This window comes from Streptomyces sp. NPDC048277 (genome assembly GCF_040652235.1).
GTDB lineage: Bacteria > Actinomycetota > Actinomycetes > Streptomycetales > Streptomycetaceae > Streptomyces.
The window spans coordinates 1-16307 of record NZ_JBEZLQ010000044.1 but is presented as its reverse complement, the minus strand read 5'-3'; the positions used below and the strand labels follow the sequence as shown (position 1 = coordinate 16307).

General features: G+C 68.7%; 17 protein-coding genes and 4 pseudogenes. 11 read left to right on the top strand and 10 right to left on the bottom strand.

The window, feature by feature from the left end; translation table 11 throughout:
* The first annotated feature begins 4 nt into the window (after positions 1-4).
* Entirely contained in the window at positions 5-1546 is a 1542-nt protein-coding gene (locus AB0D85_RS49250; protein ID WP_362337193.1) for a family 43 glycosylhydrolase, read from the top strand.
* 249 nt (positions 1547-1795) lie between these two features.
* On the opposite strand, the pseudogene AB0D85_RS49245 reads toward AB0D85_RS49250, so the two are convergent.
* The 3 genes and pseudogenes from AB0D85_RS49245 to AB0D85_RS49235 all read right to left on the bottom strand — a co-directional run.
* Positions 1796-2116 (bottom strand): annotated as a pseudogene (locus AB0D85_RS49245) (NAD-binding protein); the annotation flags it as partial.
* Positions 2117-2347: 231 nt separating this feature from the next.
* On the bottom strand, positions 2348-2521 hold the full coding sequence (locus AB0D85_RS49240) for a hypothetical protein (protein ID WP_362337190.1): 174 nt from the start codon (positions 2519-2521) through the stop codon (positions 2348-2350).
* 89 nt (positions 2522-2610) lie between these two features.
* Positions 2611-2781 carry a DUF5060 domain-containing protein gene (locus AB0D85_RS49235; RefSeq protein WP_362337187.1) on the bottom strand — a complete coding sequence of 57 codons (171 nt, stop codon included), beginning with the start codon at positions 2779-2781 and terminating at the stop codon, positions 2611-2613.
* Between the two features lie 262 nt (positions 2782-3043).
* Between AB0D85_RS49235 and AB0D85_RS49230 the strand changes: the two genes are divergently transcribed.
* On the top strand, positions 3044-3172 hold the full coding sequence (locus AB0D85_RS49230) for a hypothetical protein (protein ID WP_362337184.1): 129 nt from the start codon (positions 3044-3046) through the stop codon (positions 3170-3172).
* Between the two features lie 67 nt (positions 3173-3239).
* On the opposite strand, the gene AB0D85_RS49225 is transcribed toward AB0D85_RS49230, so the two are convergent.
* Entirely contained in the window at positions 3240-4229 is a 990-nt protein-coding gene (locus AB0D85_RS49225) for a TIM barrel protein (RefSeq protein WP_362337181.1), read from the bottom strand.
* 153 nt (positions 4230-4382) lie between these two features.
* Between AB0D85_RS49225 and AB0D85_RS49220 the strand changes: the two genes are divergently transcribed.
* The 4 genes from AB0D85_RS49220 to AB0D85_RS49205 are packed head-to-tail and all read left to right on the top strand — an operon-like array spanning position 4383 to position 8798.
* Positions 4383-5276, top strand: coding sequence for a transketolase (locus AB0D85_RS49220; protein WP_362337178.1), 894 nt, complete (start codon positions 4383-4385; stop codon positions 5274-5276).
* Entirely contained in the window at positions 5273-6250 is a 978-nt protein-coding gene (locus AB0D85_RS49215) for a transketolase C-terminal domain-containing protein (RefSeq protein WP_362337175.1), read from the top strand. The genes AB0D85_RS49220 and AB0D85_RS49215 overlap by 4 nt, the downstream gene beginning before the upstream one ends.
* Positions 6247-7746 (top strand): FGGY family carbohydrate kinase, encoded by a 1500-nt coding sequence (locus AB0D85_RS49210; protein ID WP_362337172.1) that lies wholly within the window; start codon positions 6247-6249, stop codon positions 7744-7746. Before AB0D85_RS49215 ends, AB0D85_RS49210 begins: the two co-directional genes overlap by 4 nt.
* 41 nt (positions 7747-7787) lie before the next feature.
* Positions 7788-8798: a sugar-binding transcriptional regulator gene (locus tag AB0D85_RS49205; protein WP_362337169.1), complete on the top strand. Its 1011-nt coding sequence runs from the start codon at positions 7788-7790 to the stop codon at positions 8796-8798.
* 33 nt (positions 8799-8831) lie between these two features.
* Here AB0D85_RS49205 and AB0D85_RS49200 read toward each other — a convergent pair whose 3' ends face one another.
* The 3 genes and pseudogenes from AB0D85_RS49200 to AB0D85_RS49190 all read right to left on the bottom strand — a co-directional run.
* Entirely contained in the window at positions 8832-9686 is an 855-nt protein-coding gene (locus AB0D85_RS49200) for a HAMP domain-containing sensor histidine kinase (RefSeq protein ID WP_362337166.1), read from the bottom strand.
* An 85-nt stretch (positions 9687-9771) separates the two neighbouring features.
* Positions 9772-10107, bottom strand: a complete 336-nt coding sequence (locus AB0D85_RS49195; protein WP_362337163.1) for a hypothetical protein — start codon at positions 10105-10107, stop codon at positions 9772-9774.
* A pseudogene (locus AB0D85_RS49190) lies at positions 10104-10346 on the bottom strand (winged helix-turn-helix domain-containing protein); the annotation flags it as partial. The gene AB0D85_RS49195 and the pseudogene AB0D85_RS49190, both read right to left, overlap by 4 nt.
* Before the next feature lie 110 nt (positions 10347-10456).
* Here AB0D85_RS49190 and AB0D85_RS49185 point away from each other — a divergent pair.
* The 5 genes and pseudogenes from AB0D85_RS49185 to AB0D85_RS49165 form a co-directional block, all read left to right on the top strand.
* Positions 10457-10895, top strand: a pseudogene (locus tag AB0D85_RS49185) (transposase); the annotation flags it as partial.
* Between the two features lie 66 nt (positions 10896-10961).
* On the top strand, positions 10962-11813 hold the full coding sequence (locus tag AB0D85_RS49180; RefSeq protein WP_362337161.1) for a chromosome condensation regulator: 852 nt from the start codon (positions 10962-10964) through the stop codon (positions 11811-11813).
* A gap of 323 nt (positions 11814-12136) precedes the next feature.
* The gene (locus tag AB0D85_RS49175) at positions 12137-14065 is read left to right on the top strand and encodes a beta-galactosidase (RefSeq protein WP_362337159.1); all 1929 of its coding nucleotides are present in this window, start codon (positions 12137-12139) and stop codon (positions 14063-14065) included.
* Positions 14066-14090: 25 nt separating this feature from the next.
* Positions 14091-14243 (top strand): annotated as a pseudogene (locus AB0D85_RS49170) (LuxR C-terminal-related transcriptional regulator); the annotation flags it as partial.
* A gap of 70 nt (positions 14244-14313) precedes the next feature.
* On the top strand, positions 14314-15318 hold the full coding sequence (locus tag AB0D85_RS49165) for a Gfo/Idh/MocA family oxidoreductase (protein ID WP_362337156.1): 1005 nt from the start codon (positions 14314-14316) through the stop codon (positions 15316-15318).
* Between the two features lie 2 nt (positions 15319-15320).
* Here the strand turns inward: AB0D85_RS49165 and AB0D85_RS49160 are convergent, their stop codons facing one another.
* Genes AB0D85_RS49160 through AB0D85_RS49150 form a run of 3 tightly spaced genes read right to left on the bottom strand, consistent with a single transcriptional unit; the run spans position 15321 to position 16182 of the window.
* Positions 15321-15608 carry a transposase gene (locus AB0D85_RS49160; protein ID WP_362337153.1) on the bottom strand — a complete coding sequence of 96 codons (288 nt, stop codon included), beginning with the start codon at positions 15606-15608 and terminating at the stop codon, positions 15321-15323.
* A 29-nt stretch (positions 15609-15637) separates the two neighbouring features.
* Positions 15638-15925 carry a hypothetical protein gene (locus tag AB0D85_RS49155; protein ID WP_362337150.1) on the bottom strand — a complete coding sequence of 96 codons (288 nt, stop codon included), beginning with the start codon at positions 15923-15925 and terminating at the stop codon, positions 15638-15640.
* Positions 15922-16182 carry a winged helix-turn-helix domain-containing protein gene (locus tag AB0D85_RS49150; RefSeq protein ID WP_362337147.1) on the bottom strand — a complete coding sequence of 87 codons (261 nt, stop codon included), beginning with the start codon at positions 16180-16182 and terminating at the stop codon, positions 15922-15924. Before AB0D85_RS49150 ends, AB0D85_RS49155 begins: the two co-directional genes overlap by 4 nt.
* Positions 16183-16307: the final 125 nt, after the last annotated feature.

The window sequence follows — 16307 nt, the reverse complement described above, 5'->3', positions numbered from 1 at the left end:
ACGCATGACACCACCGAACGAGTCCACCGCACTCCCCAACCCCCTGATCCCGGGCTTCAATCCCGACCCGAGCTGCGTCCTCGTCGACGACACCTACTACGCGGTCACCTCGTCGTTCGAGTACCTGCCGGGCCTCCCGGTCTACCGCAGCACCGACTTCGTCACCTGGGAACACATCGGGAACGTCATCACCCGCGAAGCACAGGCCGGCCTCGCCGAAACACCCTCGGGAGCGGGTGTCTGGGCGCCGACCCTGCGCCATCACGACGGCCGTTTCCACGTCATCGTCACCATCACGTCCAGTCCGCGCGGCTGCGTCGTGTTCACAGCGGACGACCCCACCGGTCCCTGGAGCGACGGCGTCTCGATCGACGGCGTCGTCGGTATCGACCCGGATCTCGCCTGGGACGAGGACGGTACGGCGTACGTCACCTACAGCAATCTGCAGATGTCGGACACGGAGCCCTGGGTCCACGACCGGATCCTCCAGGCCCGGGCGGATCTCGCGACGGGGAAACTCCTGGAGGAACCGCGCTCCCTCTGGTCCGGCACCGGGCTGATCGCACCCGAGGGCCCGCACCTGTACCACCGCGACAGCCACTGGTACCTGGTCATCGCGGAGGGCGGCACCGGGCACGGCCATGCCGTGAGCGTGGCACGGGGCCCTTCGATCGAGGGGCCGTTTGAGGGCGCACCGGGGAATCCCCTCCTGCGTGTCGCGGGCACGAGCGGCCCGGTCCAACGCACCGGACATGCCGACCTGGTCCGCGGCCCGGACGGACGGGACGTACTGGTGCTCCTCGGGACCCGGACCGCTGGCGGCTTCACCCCACTCGGGCGGGAAACGTTCGTCACCCCCGTGGAGTGGGTCGACGGCTGGCCCCAGCCGGCTCCCGTCGAGCTCAACCCGCGTCCGGAGTCGCTGGACGAACACTTCGACTTCGCGGACGCCGGTGCCCTGGCGGACCCTGGCTGGCTCGCGGTGGGGCGCACCCCCACCGAGGTGGCGACGGTCGGCGAACGATCGGGACACCTGACGATCCGAGCCGTCCACGGTGGCCTGGAGACGTTCCGGCCCGACTTCGTCGGCCGGCGCCAGCGCCATCTGAAGAGCCGCTTCGAGACCCGGATCGACCCTTCCGACGGCAGGGGCGGTCTCGGCCTGCGATACGACGAGCGGTTCACCGTCGCCCTCGTCGCGGAGAGGGTGTCGCCCGGAGGCGGTACCCGGGTCACGGCGCGGGCCACCATGCCGTCGATCGACCGTTCGTGGAGCGTCGAGGTGGGGAGCGGGGAGGTCGTTCTCCGGATCGAGACGGATTTTCCGCCGCCGGCCGGCGGAACACCGTGGGCCGGGGGCGGCGACAGTATCCGGCTCGTGGTCGTGGACGACGCAGGCGCGGAGACGCGGCTCGCCGAACTCGACGGCCGCTTCTGGTCCGTCGAGGCGGCGGTGCCTTTCACCGGTCGCGTCACGGGTATCTTCGCCGAGGAAGGCGTTGTCCGCTTCGCGGATTTCCGCTATCACGGTGATGGCGGTTCCTGACGCCTGTCACGGCATGTCCCGGACGGACACACTCCACGGCCACCAGGGGAAAGCACCGCTGCTGTCGGCGTCGGTGCGGCCGACACCGGCGAGGTTCTCAACCACTCAGCGCCGCAGGTGAGAACCATCCCATCGCACGCCCTCGCTCGGAGCAGGCCCCACACGGACCGTCCCGGCGGATGCGTTGTCCGCGTTCCGGTGGATCGGTGGGGCGCGTCGGCCTTGGTGCCGGACAGCCGCTCGCCCCCGCAGCAGCGCCGAGTGATCCAGGCCGCTATACCTGTGCGCCTGGCACGATGCAAGGAGTTGGGTGACCAGGGCGCCGGTCGGGAGGACCGCACCGATGTCACGGGCTGTGTCGGTGACGATGCCCAGGCCCTTGTGATACAAGTCGATACGGAAACCAGGAGTGAACTCCCGGTTCAGCATGCTGTCCATCTTGCGGCTCAGGACGGTCGAACCGGGAAGGCCTCCGCGAAGGCCCTCCAGGGCGGCCGGGAGGTCCACTACCGCCTTCTCCAGGAAGACCACGGCCTCGACCAAGGCCTGGATGTTGACGGCGACGACGAGTATCCGCAAGCCTCAGGATCCCCCGAAGACAGTGCCCGTGAGTGGGAAGCCCCCGACGGCGCAGTGGCCACCTCCCGGCGGTGGCTCGGTGACCCTGGACATCGACGGGATGCGGGTGATCGCGAGCTCCAACAAGGCGGACGCGGCACCGACCTGCACGGCGCCGCGAGAGCCTCGAATCCGGCCGAAGGGACAGGTTCACCGGAAGAGTCGGGCCTGTCACCGCGCCGGTCAGTTCTCCCGTGCCCGAAGGAGGACGGCGATGCACGGCTGGCCGGGCAGGGGCAGCGTGAAGTCCCCCTCGTAGGTCCGGACCCTGTTGAAGGGGCTCCGCTCCAGAGTCCGCAGGGTCTGCTCCTCCAACTCGTCGCCCTGGTGCGTCCACGCGTAAGCGGTGGTGCCCACGGGGAAATGGCGGGCGCCGTCGGCGTGCTGGAAGTGGAACTCTGTGTGTGGACGTGTACCGGCCCGTGGTCGTCCTAGCCCGCCGGGCCCTACCGGAAGGTACCGGTGACCGCGTCCAGGGATCGGGTGTTGTTCGTCGTGCGGAAGGTCCGGGTACCCTCATCGTCGGGCATGAGCCGGATGCGCCGGGTACCTTCCCCGCCGTAAGAGCCGTACGCGGTCAGCGTCCGGTCTCCACGGCGGAACTCGGCCCGGAGCATAATGTCGGCCGTGGTCGGGTCCGTGCACTTCCAACTCGAACGTACGCCACCACGTGGCGGTTTCCTGCCGTAACAACAGGCGCTGCCGATCGGCACGTCCGCGGATTCGTAGTCGAGGGCCGGGGCAAGCTGTGCCTCGGCAGTGGCAAGGGTTCGGAAGCCGTCCGGGAGGGGCGGTTGCTGGCTCCGCGAAGAGAGCGGCCTGGGCCTCGGGATCGGTTCGCGGCTCCTCGATGCAGCCCGCCACCTGCCCCAGTTTGCAATGCTTGAACTGGACGAGCATCAACTCGTCGTCGAGCCGGGGCAGATGCCTGCGCACTACGGCTTCGACCTGCTTGTCGCGCAGGATCTCACCAAGGACGGTTTCAGGGCCGTAGGGCGTGACGGATGACTGGGGAACGCGGAAGTGTACTGAAGGCCCAGGGGGTGAACCCACCGGGCCGGGTGGTACGAGGATTTCAGCCGAGCAATGCCGTGCGCACGATGCGCTGTACAGCCATGGCGTCGTGGGCGGCCTGCGCCGCACGCAGTTCCTCCAGAGGAAGCAGGGCCGCCTTGTCCTCCAGGGCCCGCAGGGTCGCGACGGATTCCCGGACGGCGTCGCCCGGGTCCTCGCGGTAGGGAAAGAGGTCCAGCTTCAGCGGGTCCTGCCAGCCGATCTGCCGGACGACGTGCAGGAACTCCAGGGTTTCCACGAGGTGGAGGGCGCCGGCGGTCAGGTCGTCGTCCCATTCGCGGTAGTTGTCGTCGAGTTCGATGTCGACGAGCCGGCCCATCGAGTGGGCGAGCGTGAGGGCTTCGGCGGGGTTCTCCTTGGCGAACAGGGAGTGCCCGAAGTCCACGACCAGGCCGACGTTGTCCACGCCCATCTGCTCGATGGCGAGCAGGCTGGCGGCCGCCGTCGACCAGAAGAGGCGGTTACGGGGCTCCTTGAGCTTGTACTCGATGGCGAACGTGACGTCGGGGAAGTTCTGGGCGACGTCACGGATGCCCTCGATCGCGTGGCGGCGCAGCTCGGCGTAGTCGACCTGGAAGGGGTAGTCGTAGCCGTCCTGGCCGGGCCAGAACTTCACGTAGCGGGCATCGAGGCGGCCGGCCACCTCGACCGACTCGTGGGCGAGTTCGACGGCGCGGCGGCGGACGGCGGGGTCGGCACTGGTGAACGAGCCGCTGCGGAAGCCACGGTCGTAGATCACCGGTGTGATGTTGACGGCGGTCAGTCCGTGCGCCGTGAGTGACTTCGCCACCTCCTCCACCGTGACGCCCTCGTCGAAGGGGTAGTTCAGGTCCAGGCCGACCAGCTGTCCCGAGGCCGCGGCCAGCTCGATGGTCCGCAGGGTGGACACGGTGGGCCCGTATCCGTCGGTGGCATAGCGGTCGATGATCCGGCCGAACGTCCACATGCCGCCGGTGAAGGTGCGGCCCGCCGGGGCCGAGTGTGAAGTCATTGACAACCTCCTGGATATTTATTCAGATGCTGATTTTTTCCACCGATGGACGCTAGGCCGGGTCGTGGCTGGTGTCAAGGGTTCCATATTTGAGGGTTGACGACATGGCGGCGGCGCTTCAGTATCTGGCTCTAGATAAATATCGACGACTGAATGGATATTCGTATGTTGACCGCTGATCTCGCCGCTGCGGCGGGTTATCGCGAGCTACGGCGCTCCGTCCACTCCGAACCTCCCGAGAAGGCACTTGAGCGACTCCGTGCCATGTCGACGGACATCCGCCTCAAGGTCCTCGAAATGATCGACCGGGCCGGCATGGGACACATCGGCGGCGACTTCTCTGTCACCGACATCCTCGTCACACTCTTCGGCGCCGTCCTCGACGTCGATCCGGAGCAGCCGGACGCCCTCAGACGTGACCGCTTCATCCTCAGCAAAGGCCATTCCGCGGCCGCCCTCTACGCCACACTCGCCCACTGCGGCTACTTCCCGCAGTCGGAGCTCGCCACGTTCACGGCCGAGTTGTCCGCCCTGAACGGCCACCCCAACCGCCGCAAGGTGCCCGGCGTGGAGACCAACACCGGGCCCCTCGGCCATGGCCTCCCCGTGGCGGTGGGCTGCGCTCTCGGCGCCCGGCTGCGTGATGACGGCAGCCGAACCGTGGTCGTCCTCGGGGACGGGGAGCTGCAGGAGGGCAGCAACTGGGAGGCGGCGATGACCGCCGGACACCAGCGGCTGGTCCGGCTGTACGCCGTCGTCGACCGCAACCGGCTGCAGCAGGGCGCCCGCACCGAGGAGACCGTCGGCCTCGACCCGTTGGCCGACAAGTGGGCCGCTTTCGGCTGGGAGGTGCGTGAGGCGGACGGCCACGACCATGCCGCCCTGCTCGCCGCCTTCGAACCGTCCACGACCGGGCGGCCCGTCGCCGTCATCGCCCACACGGTGAAGGGCAAGGGCGTGTCGTTCATCGAGGACCGCGCCGAATGGCACCACAAGGTGCCGGATCCGGACCAGGTACGAGCCGCCGTCGAGGAGCTGACCCGATGACCGAGACCATCACGAACCCCCTGGCCCAGGCTACGACGTACGACTGCCGGCAGGTGTTCGCGGAGGAGCTCATCGCGCTCGCCCGCGAGGACGACCGCGTCGTCGTCGTGTGCAACGACTCCGTGGGCTCCAGCAACCTCGGCGCCTTCCGGGCCGAGTTCCCCGACCGGCTGATCAACGTCGGCATCGCCGAGCAGAACATGGTGGGCGTCGGAGCCGGTCTCGCCAACGCGGGCCTCGTCCCGTTCGTCTCGGCGGCCGGCCCCTTCCTGACCGGCCGTGCCCTGGAGCAGATCAAGGCCGACTGTGCCTACAGCGGGCACAAGGTGGTCCTCTGTGGCCAGAGCCCCGGCATGGCCTACGGCGAACTCGGCCCGACGCACCACTCCGTGGAGGACCTGTCCTGGCTGCGCGCCATCGCGGAGCTGCCCGTGGTCGTTCCCACCGACCGCGCCCAGACCCGTGCCGCCATCCGCTGGGCCCACTCCCACGACGGCCCCAGCTATCTGCGCATCCCCCGCTTCAAGGTGCCCGACGTCGTCCCCGCCGACGCCCCCTTCTCCCCGGGGCACGCGGTGACCCTGAGGGAGGGGCACGACGTCACTGTGGTGGCCGTCGGCACCATGGTCCCGCGCGCCCTGATCGCCGCCGACCGGCTGGCCGCCGATGGCATCTCCGCCCGCGTCCTGAACACGCCGTTCGTCGACCCGCTCGACGAGACCGCGATCCTGCGGGCGGCCGCCGAGACCCGGGCCGTCGTCACCGTGGAGGAGGCCACCGTCAGCGGCGGCCTGGGCGCGGCCGTCGCCTCGCTCACCGGTCGGCACTGTCCCGTCCCGTTGCGCCTGCTCGGTGTGACCGGTTTCGCGCCGACCGGCAGCGCCGAGGGACTGCTGGAGCACTTCGGACTGACCGCCGACGGCATCCACAGCGCGGCACGCGAACTGGCTCGTCTGCCATCCTCGGCATCATGACGGCCGCCCCTCTGCTCCTCGCCGTCGACCAGGGCACCTCCGCGACCAAGGCCCTGCTGATCGACGATGCCGGCTCCGTCGTGGGCTCAGCCTCCGCGCCGCTCTCCACCGCACACCCGCGCCCCGGCTGGGTGGAGCAGTCCGCCGAAGAGATCTGGCAGAGCGTGACACGGGCCATCGAGACATGTCTGATCGGCCACGACCCTCGTCGGGTGGCCGCCGTCGGCGTGTCCAGTCAACGGGAGTCGTGCCTGCTCTGGGAACGATCCGGCGGGCAACCGCTCGGCCCGGTCCTCGGCTGGCAGGACCGGCGCACCGCCTCCGCCTGCGCCGAACTGCTCGCCGAAGGGCTGGGACCGGCCGTGCGCACGATCACCGGCCTGCCCCTGGACCCGATGTTCAGTGCCCTCAAGGCGCAGTGGCTCCTGGACACCTACGACCCGGACCGCACCCGGGCCCGACGCGGCGAGCTCTGTCTCGGCACCGTCGACTCCTGGCTGCTGTGGCGACTGAGCGGCCAGGCCGCGCACGTCATCGAGGTGGGCAACGCCTCCCGCACCCAGCTTCTCGACGTACGCACCCGGGACTGGGACGGAGGGCTCCTCGGCGTCTTCGGCGTACCGAGTGAGACCCTGCCCCGGATCATCCCCTCGACCGGGCCCTTTCCCGCCCTGCGGGGTCTGTCGGCGCTGCCGGACGGCACCCCGGTCGGCGCCGTGCTCGGCGACTCGCATGCCGCGCTGTTCGGCCATGGCGTCCTCGCACCGGGCAGCGTCAAGGTCACGTACGGAACAGGCTCCTCCGTCATGGGCCTGATCACCTCTCCGGCCGCGGCCGCGCAGTCGCCGCTCTGTCTGACCGTCGCCTGGGACGACGGCTCACCGGCCTACGCCCTGGAGGGCAACATCCGTTCCTCCGGTGCCACCCTGCGCTGGCTCGCCGGACTGCTCGGCACCGGCGAGGCCGAACTCGCCGCACGGGCCGCCCCGGACTCCGGAGGCGTCCACCTCGTTCCGGCGTTCGGCGGCCTCGGAGCGCCCTGGTGGGACAACGAGGCCACCGGCCTCATCTCCGGACTCACCTTCGCGGCAGGCCTGCCCGAACTCGCCAGGGCCGCCCTGGAATCGATCGCCTTCCAGGTGGAGGACGTCGTGGCCGGGCTCGACGCTCCGGGCGCGCCCATCACCACCCTGCTCGCCGACGGCGGCCCCAGCGACAACCGGACCCTCATGCAACTGCAGGCGGACGTCTCGGGCCGGGTACTGCGCCGCCCGCGTGCCCGCGACATGTCCGCGCTGGGCGCGGCGCATCTCGCCGGATGCTCCCTCGGGATGTTCACGAAGGAGCACCTGAGCGAACTGGCGAGGAAGGAGGACGTCTACCGCCCCGAGTGGTCGTCGGACGAGCGCGCCCACCGTCTGGACGCCTGGCACGAAGCCGTGGCACGGACCCGGACGGCCACGGCGGCTCCCCAGGGAACGGCGAGACCGTCATGAGCACTGCACCGCGGCCGTCGGGGATCAGTAGGGTTCGTGGTGTGTCCCAACGTTCTGACCTCACCAGCAGCGAATCCGTCGACAGGCTGCGGCTGATTGTGCGAGTGGCCCGCATGTACCACGAGCGGGGTATGCGGCAGTCCGAGATCGCCGGCGTGCTGGGCTTGTCCCAGGCCGGCGTCTCCCGGCTGCTCCGCTCCGCGACGGACCTGGGCGTGATCCGGACCATCGTGGTCGCGCCGCCGGGCATCCACAGCGACCTGGAGGACGCCCTCGCGGAGCGCTACCAGCTGACGGATGTCGTCGTCCTGGACGGGGACGAGGTGCCGGAGCATCCACGCACGCTGCTGCGCGCGCTCGGCTCGGCGGCCGCGAGCTATCTGGAGACCGCGTTCCGACCCGGCGACCTGATCGGCGTGTCGACCTGGAGCGAGACACTGCTCGCCGCCGTCGAGGCGATGCAGCCCGCCAGGGCACCGGGCGCCGCCCAGGTCGTCCAGCTCATGGGTGGCATCGGCGATCCGCACAGTCAGGTGCAGGCGACACGACTCACCGCCCGGCTCGCCGAGCTCACCGGCGGTACCCCTCTCTTCGTCCGCGCGCCGGGGCTCGTCGGGTCCGCGGAAGCCCGGCTCTCCCTGCTGCGCGATCCGGCGGTGCTGGAAGTCAGCCAGGCCTGGCAGCAACTCAGCGCAGTGCTGGTCGGCATCGGCAGCCTTCAGCCGTCACCCCTGCTCCAGCTGAGCGGCAACGCGGTGGCCGACGAGGAGATCGCCCGGCTGCGGGCCCTGGGCGCGGTGGGGGACATCTGCCAGCGGTTCTTCGACGAGAACGGCGTCCACGTCGACGCCGGGCTCGGCGAGCGGACGATCGGCATCTCCGTCGACCAACTGCGTATGGTCCCGCGACGCATCGCCGTCGCCGGCGGTGAGCGCAAGTACACGGCCGTACGTGCGGCGATACGCGGGCGTTGGATCACCGCGCTCGTCACCGACATCACGACGGCCCGGCGCCTGGTCGACGAGCCGGTCCGCTCCGCCCCCGGCGGCTGAGTGATCGGCCCACGGTCCGCTCCGCGCGGCTCGTCACTCGGACCGACGCACAGCGCCAGGTGGGGTGGCATGTCGGGTGAGGACCGCCCCGGGCAGCCGTGTCACTCCGTGGGCAGCCGCAGTTCCGACTCGGCGCCCTTGCGGGTGGTTGCGGAAGGCCAGACGGGCGTGCAGCAGTCGGGCCTGCCCGGCGGCAATGCTCAGGCCCAGGCCGGTGCCGCCGGTGAGCGAGGTCGTGCGGAACCGCTGAGGGCCGGAGGTGTGCAGCAGGGCGAGCAGGTCGGCTGGGTAACTGGGGCCATGGTCGCGGACCCGGACGACCGGTCCGTCCACCTCCAGCTCCACGGGCGGGGCGCCGCGCCGCACTGCGTTGGCGACCGGGTTGTTCAGGATGCGTTCCACGCGGCGGGGGTCGGTCGTCACGACTGCGTCCGCGACGACCTGGACTTCGACGCCGTCGAGCCCGGCGACCGCCCGCCGTGCCATCGCGCTCACTTCACGCTCCTCGGTGTCCACCACCGCCACCTGGGCGTCCATCCGGGCCACTTCCAGCACGTCCTCCACCAGCCCGCGCATTTTGTGGTTGCTGCCCGTCACCAGGTCCGAGGCCTGGCCCGGTGGCAGCAGTCCGACCGCGGTCACCATGCCCGCGACCGGGGTGCGCAGTTCGTGGGCGATGCCGGCGGTCACCCGGTGCTCGGCCTCCAACCGGGCGCCGAGGGCGTCCGCCATTGCGTTGATGGAGGTGGCGAGCCGGGCGATCTCGTCCCTGCCGTGCGGGCGGACCCGGGCATCGAGGTCACCGTCGGCGATGCGTTTCGCCGTACGCCCGGTGACCGTGGCCCGGCGGCCCATCCGTACTCCCAGCAGCAGTCCTCCCAGGGACACACCGTGGTGGTGGCCGCGCCGGTGGTAAGCAGGGTCCCGTCGAGCGTGGTGAGGGACTGTTCCTCGGGGGCGTACGAACGGGAGATCACGAGTACTTTCCGGCCTGAGACCTGGGTCGCCGCCCACAGCACCGCCTGCGTACCGTCGACTGCAAGTACGTCACGCGGACTCCGCCCCGCACCGCCCGTGCCACCGGAGCGGGCAGATCGGGTGGGTCGACGCGGGCCGGCGTCCTGCGTCCGGCGGCGTGGTCGTCGGCGGCACCGAGCAACTGCTGGTCCAGGCCGTCGCGGGCGGTGGCCGGCTGGTCGGCGGCGGTGATCCGGTGCACCAGTACACCGATCGCGCCCGCAACGCACAGGGTGGCCGCTGCGACGGCCAGCGCGGCCTTCGCTCCCACGTTCAAGGCGGGTGTCCTCATGCGCGCAGCTTGTAGCCGAAGCCGCGTACCGTCTCGATCCGCGCCCGGCCGATCTTGGCGCGCAGTCGCTGCACGTGGACGTCTACCACTCGGGTGTCGCCGGACCAGGCGTAGTCCCGCATTCGCTCCAGGAGCAGGTGGCGGGAGGGCACGGTCCCTGGTGCGGCGGCGAACTCGCTCAGTAGCTTCAGCTCGGTCGTGGTCAGCCCGAGCGGCTTCCCACCCCGTTCCACGGTCAGTGACGCCGGGCAGAAGACCAGGTCTCCGAAGTGCAGGCGCGGGCCTTCCGCCCGTGCTTCGGCAGGTGCCGTGCGACGCAGCAGGGAGCTGATTGAGCGGCGCTTCCGGCGGCATATTGTTCGTGCTCTACACCGGCATCCCCTGGCGCTACCTCCCGCAGGAACTTGGCTTCGGCTCCGGGATGACCTGCTGGAGGCGACTGCGGGAGTGGAACGAGGCCGGGGTCTGACAGCGCCTGCACGAGATGCTGCTGGCCGAATTGCGGGCGGCCGGCACACAAGCACCTCTACGCAGACCGCGGCTACGACCACGAGATCTACCGTGACCAGGTCCGACGGTTCGAAATCACCCCGCATGTCGCCCGGCGCGGCACCGAACACGGCTCCGGACTCGGCGCACACCGCTGGGTTGTGGAGAGCGCCATCGCACCACTGCACTGGTTCCGCCGCCTACGCATCCGCTGGGAGATCCGCGACGACAACCACCAGGCTTTCATCACACTCGGTTGTGCCGTCATCTGCTGGCGACGGCTGAGGACGCTGCTTTGATTCCGGGCCAACGTAGGGTGGGATCCATCCCATGTCGCGGACTCGCGCCAAGCTAAAGGAGGAGGAATGCTCGCTAACTCGTCGGCGCTGGCGGCCGGAAGGCGTCATTCGGTCGGGCGGCGCTGGGATGGAACCGTTCTCGCCGTGGGCGATACCGCAGCCGCTGAATGTCGTGTCGAGCGATGGGACGACGTCGTCGCGGTGGCAGCTGGCAACGTCCATACCGCGAGGAACACGGGCAGGTCTCATACGGTGGGACTCCGGTCGGACGGCACGGTGCTGGCAACGGGGTGGAATGGGGATGGGCAATGTGATGTCGCCGGGTGGCGAGGCGTCACGGCCGTGGCTGCGGGCTGGCGCCGCACGCTCGGGCTGCTCGTGAATGGTCGCGTGCTAGCAGTTGGCCGGAGTTCAGAAGGACAGTGCGACGTGCAGTCCTGGCGCGAGGTGATCGTCGTCTCGTGTGGTGACTGGCACTCGGTCGGCATCGGGTCGGACCGTTCCGCACTGGCCGCGGGGAACAGCCGGCGAGGGCAGTGTGCCGTTGAAGGGTGGCGTGACCTTGCCGCCATTTCGGCCGGGTATCTGCATACTGTCGGTCTCAGAGCCGATGGGAAGGCAGTAGCGACAGGGCACCGGGCAACCGGGGCGTGCGCGGTCGATGAGTGGGAGGACGTGGTGGCGCTCGACGCGGGCAGCTACCACACCGTCGGAGTCACAGCGTCCGGGCGGGTCCTCGCCGCTGGAGACAACAGCTATGGACAGTGCGAAGTCAGCGATTGGCGCGACATTGTTGCTGTGGCGGCCGGTTCTACGCACACCCTTGGCCTGCGTGCCAACGGCACAGTCGTGACCGCAGGGAACAATGCCGACAGACAGTGCGAAGTCGATGCTTGGTCCGGAGTCCAGCTTCCATAGGCCCTGGGCCGCGCCACCACGAACTGACATGCCGTCATTCGAGTCCTTTAGTCGTACCAGCCGACGCGCTCATGAGCGCCGGCTTCGTAAAGCGGACGCCGTTTCACGGCCGTGCCGAACTTACCGACTTCCTGACGGCGCTCCTGTCCCGCAAGGTTGTCACGATGATGCACTTCCACTACCTCAAGGATGTGCGCCGGAGCCAAGGTCGACGCGAGAGATCGTGGGCGCCAGCCTCTGGACGCCCACGATCGGATCCGCGAGTATGTGTATCGTTCTACGGTAAGTGCTCGACGGTCAAGCCACCTGCGGCGAGGAGTGTTGTGTACTACGGCGGCGACTACAACCCGGAACAGTGGCCTGAAGAAGTCTGGTCTGACGACATCAAGCTCATGCAGCGTGCCGGGGTCAACTTGGTCAGCCTCGGCGTCTTCTCGTGGTCCCGAATACAGCCCGACGAGGGCGTGTTCGACTTCGGCTGGCTGGACCGGATCATCGACATGCTCGGCGACGGCGGAATCGGCGTGAATCTGGCCACGGCCACCGCCTCACCTCCGCCGTGGGCGATCGAACGGTACCCGGACATCCTCCCCGTCACCGCGGACGGCGTGGTACTGCACCAAGGCGGCCGACAGCACTACTCGCCGACCTCACCGCAGTACCGGCGCCTCGCGAAGGATCTCGCCCAGCGCCTCGCCGAACGGTACGGGCAGCATGCCGCGGTTCAGATGTGGCATGTCAACAACGAATACGCCTGCCATGTCCCCTACGACTACTCCGACCACGCCGAGCGGGCGTTCCGGGAGTGGCTGGAACGCCGCTACGGATCCATAGACTGTCTCAACCACGCCTGGAACACGGCATTCTGGTCGCAGATATACCGTTCGTTCGAGCAGGTTCGGGTGCCGCGGCGAGCGCCCAATAGCCAGAACCCGGCCTCCGTCCTGGACTTTCGACGGTTCACCTCGGACGCGGTGCTTGCTCTGTTCATGATGGAACGTGACACCATTCGTGCGACCGGCGCGCTGCAGCCGATCACGACGAACTTCATGGGCACCTTCCCGCCCATGGACTACTGGCGGTGGGCCCGCGAGGTGGACCTTGTCGCCGACGATAGCTATCCGGACCCGCGTGACCCGGAAGCGTTCCGCGAAGCGGCTTTCGCCCGGGACCTGATGCGCTCCCTGAAGCCGCGCACGCCGTGGATCCTGATGGAACAGGCAACCAACGCCGTCCAATGGAGGCCGAGCAACAAGCAGAAGGCTCCGAGGCAGATGGCCGCGCTTAGTGAACAGGCGGTCGCACGAGGGGCAGGCGGAATCATGTTCTTTCAGTGGCGGCAATCCACGTCCGGGTCTGAAAAGTTTCACTCCGCGATGCTCCCGCACGCGGGATGCGATACACGGACATGGAAGGAGATCGAGCTGCTCGGTCAGCGGTTGACGGCCCTTCCCGAAGTGGGCCAGCCGCCCGTGGCGGATGCCGCCCTCGTTCTCGACTGGGAGAACTGGTGGGCAATCGAGCTTCCCGACCACCCCGCCCGTATCGACTACATGAACACCATGCGGACCTGGTACGAGGCGCTGCATCGCGCCCACGTTCAGACCGACATCGTGCATCCCGCCCATGATCTGAGCGTCTACCGGCTCGTCGTTGCCCCCTCTCTCTACTTGCTCACCGACGAATCCGCCGCGAACCTACGGCAGTTCGTAGAAGGAGGCGGGGTGCTCTTGACGACGGCCTTCACGGACATCGTCGACCAGAACGACAGATTCCTCCCGGGTGGCTTCGCCACCCGCATGCGGGACGTGTTCGGCGGCCATCCTGTGGACTTCGACGGGGTACTCGCCGAGGACGGCATCGGCGCGACGCTCGACGCGACCCGCTTTTCGATCGACACGCTGCGCGAAGAGTTCGTCATATCGACGGGCACCGTTTTGTCCTCCACGTCCCAGGGCGATCCCGCACTTGTGGAGAACCACTTCGGTGCCGGGGCCTCCCTCCATTCCACGGTCTTCCCGGATCGCACGGGGGCTGACCTCATGCTCGCCCATGCGCTCGCGCTGGCCAGCGTCGAGCCGGTGTTGCCCGGCCTGCCGGACGTGGTCGAAGCGATCCGCACCGCCGACGGAGCCACCCTCATCAACCAGAGCCCGACCGCGACCGACGTCCTGGTCGCAGGCAAATCAATTCCACTCGGGCCCTTCGAAGTTGTGCCGATCGCCCCAGCTGATGCAGACGAGCGAAGCTGACATCAAGCAGCCTTGCGGGGAAGGCGACATCGCCAACCAGCTGGTAGTCAGCCTGGTGACCGCACGCAGCCACAACCAGCGCGCCATGACCAAACTGCACATCCGAGACCGAGCCCAGCTGGTCGTTATCGCCTACCGGTGCGGACTCGTCCAACCACGCCCACCCCAGGGCAACTGATCCCAGCGCCGCGCGTGCGCCAAGCGCATCCCGCTGCCGTTCTCCACCACCACGAAACCAAGGAGTTCTCATGTCGTTCCGCTGGGGCATCGCAGGCACGGGCACCATCGCCAAAGGGTTCGCCGACGCCCTGGGCCGTCTGCGGGACGCACACCTGGTCGCTGTCGGCTCCCGCAGTCGGAAGACGGCTGACGAGTTCGGCGAGAAGTACGGTATCGCACCGGCTCACCGGCATGCCTCCTACGAGGATCTGGCCGTCGACGACAGCGTCGACATCGTCTACGTCGCCTCACCCCACTCGCACCATCACGAGCACACCTTGCTGTTCCTGAACGCCGGGCGCCCTGTGCTGTGCGAGAAGGCGTTCGCACTGGATGCCGTGCAAGCCGCCGAGATGATCGCGGTGGCCAGGGAACGCAGGTTGTTCCTGATGGAGGCGATGTGGAGCCGCTTCCTCCCGGCCTACGTCAAGGTCAGAGAGCTGCTCGCCGAGAGCGCCATCGGCGAGGTCCAGTCCGTGGAAGCCGATTTCGGCTTCCGGCTCCCCGCGAACCCGACACACCGCCTATTCAACCGCGCCCTCGGCGGGGGCGCCCTGCTCGACCTGGGGGTCTACCCCATATCGCTGGCCAGCATGGTGCTCGGCACGCCCGAGAGGATCACGGCGTACAGCAAGCTAGGCGCGACCGGCGTCGACGAACACACCGCTATCCTCTCCGGAAACGGCAACGGCGCGGTCGCACTCGCCCAGTGTTCCTTGCGGGCGACGCTGGGCTGCACGGCCCGGATCACCGGCACCGAGGGCCACATCGAGCTGCCGTTTATGATGCACTGCCCGGACGAGCTGACCATTCAGGTGCGTAGTACGACCGAGCGCCTGAGCCTGCCCGCCGCTCGCGACGACGACAACAGCACGGCCGGCGGCGGCCTGCACCACCAGGCACGGCATGTGCAGGAGCGGCTGCTGGCCGGGAAGACGGAGAGCGACATCATGCCGCTGGACGAAACCCTTGCGATCATGCGCACGCTCGACACCGCACGGGACCAGATTGGGCTCAGGTATGCCGACCACTGACGTCAAGGGAACGGTAAGCGGAATCTGAGGCGTCCCCCGTGTGGTGTTTGGGGATGGATTGTTAGGCGGGTGTGGGTGAGGAAGGACCACGGGAGTTGTTCGTTGGAGCAGACTCGGTGGATGCCGCGTTCGGCTGCGTCGGCGACGTCGGCGAGGTGGTCTTTGGCAAGGTTGGCGAGCTCGCGTGTTTTGATGGCCGACCACAGCACTTCCACGGGGTTGAGTTCGGGTGCATAGGCCGGCAGCCGCTCCAGCTCTAGCCAGTCCTGTTCGCCCGCCCAGGCCTGCATGCCCCGGTTCCAGGGGCGGACAGTCCGTCCTAGACCAGTACCACTGGCTCACCGGCGTAGAAGTTCTTGATCTGTTCGAGCACTTCGATCAGGGAAGTGGTGTCGTAGCTGCCCGGTTTGAGGTGGAAGCACAGCCGCGGTCCGCGTTCACGGTCGGCGGCGTGGTAGCCCAGTGCGGCGGCCATCCCGGCTCGTTTCCAGTTCAGCCGGTGCCGCAGGGTGGGAGTGCGGCCGTGGGGCGCGTAGGTGCGGCGTATCTGGGGCAGCAGGGACACGCCCGATTCGTCGAAGAGGACGATCCAGGCACGTTTCTTCACCGCCCCTTTTTGATGCGGGGCCACTCGTGGGCGATCCACCGGGCGATCTCGGCGTCGTCCCGCTCGACGGCCCGGCGCTGGGGGCGTTGCAGGCTCCAGCCCAGCCGCCCGGTCAGCAGCCGCCACACCGACGCCCGCGCCAGCTGCACCCTGGTCAGCCGCTCCACCACCACACCCACCCGTTCCAGGGTCCACAGATCGGCCTCGAACCCGTGCGCCCCGCACCAACGCCGCTTCCACGGCCGCGACCTGGGCATCGTCGAGTGGGCGGCGATCGCGTCCCACGAAGTGCAACGCCAGTGCGTTAAGGATGTGTGCGCCCTGTCAAGAGGGCGGGACCTCTGGTAGTTCGCATGGTGTCGAAGCCATTGCGAGTGTCCCG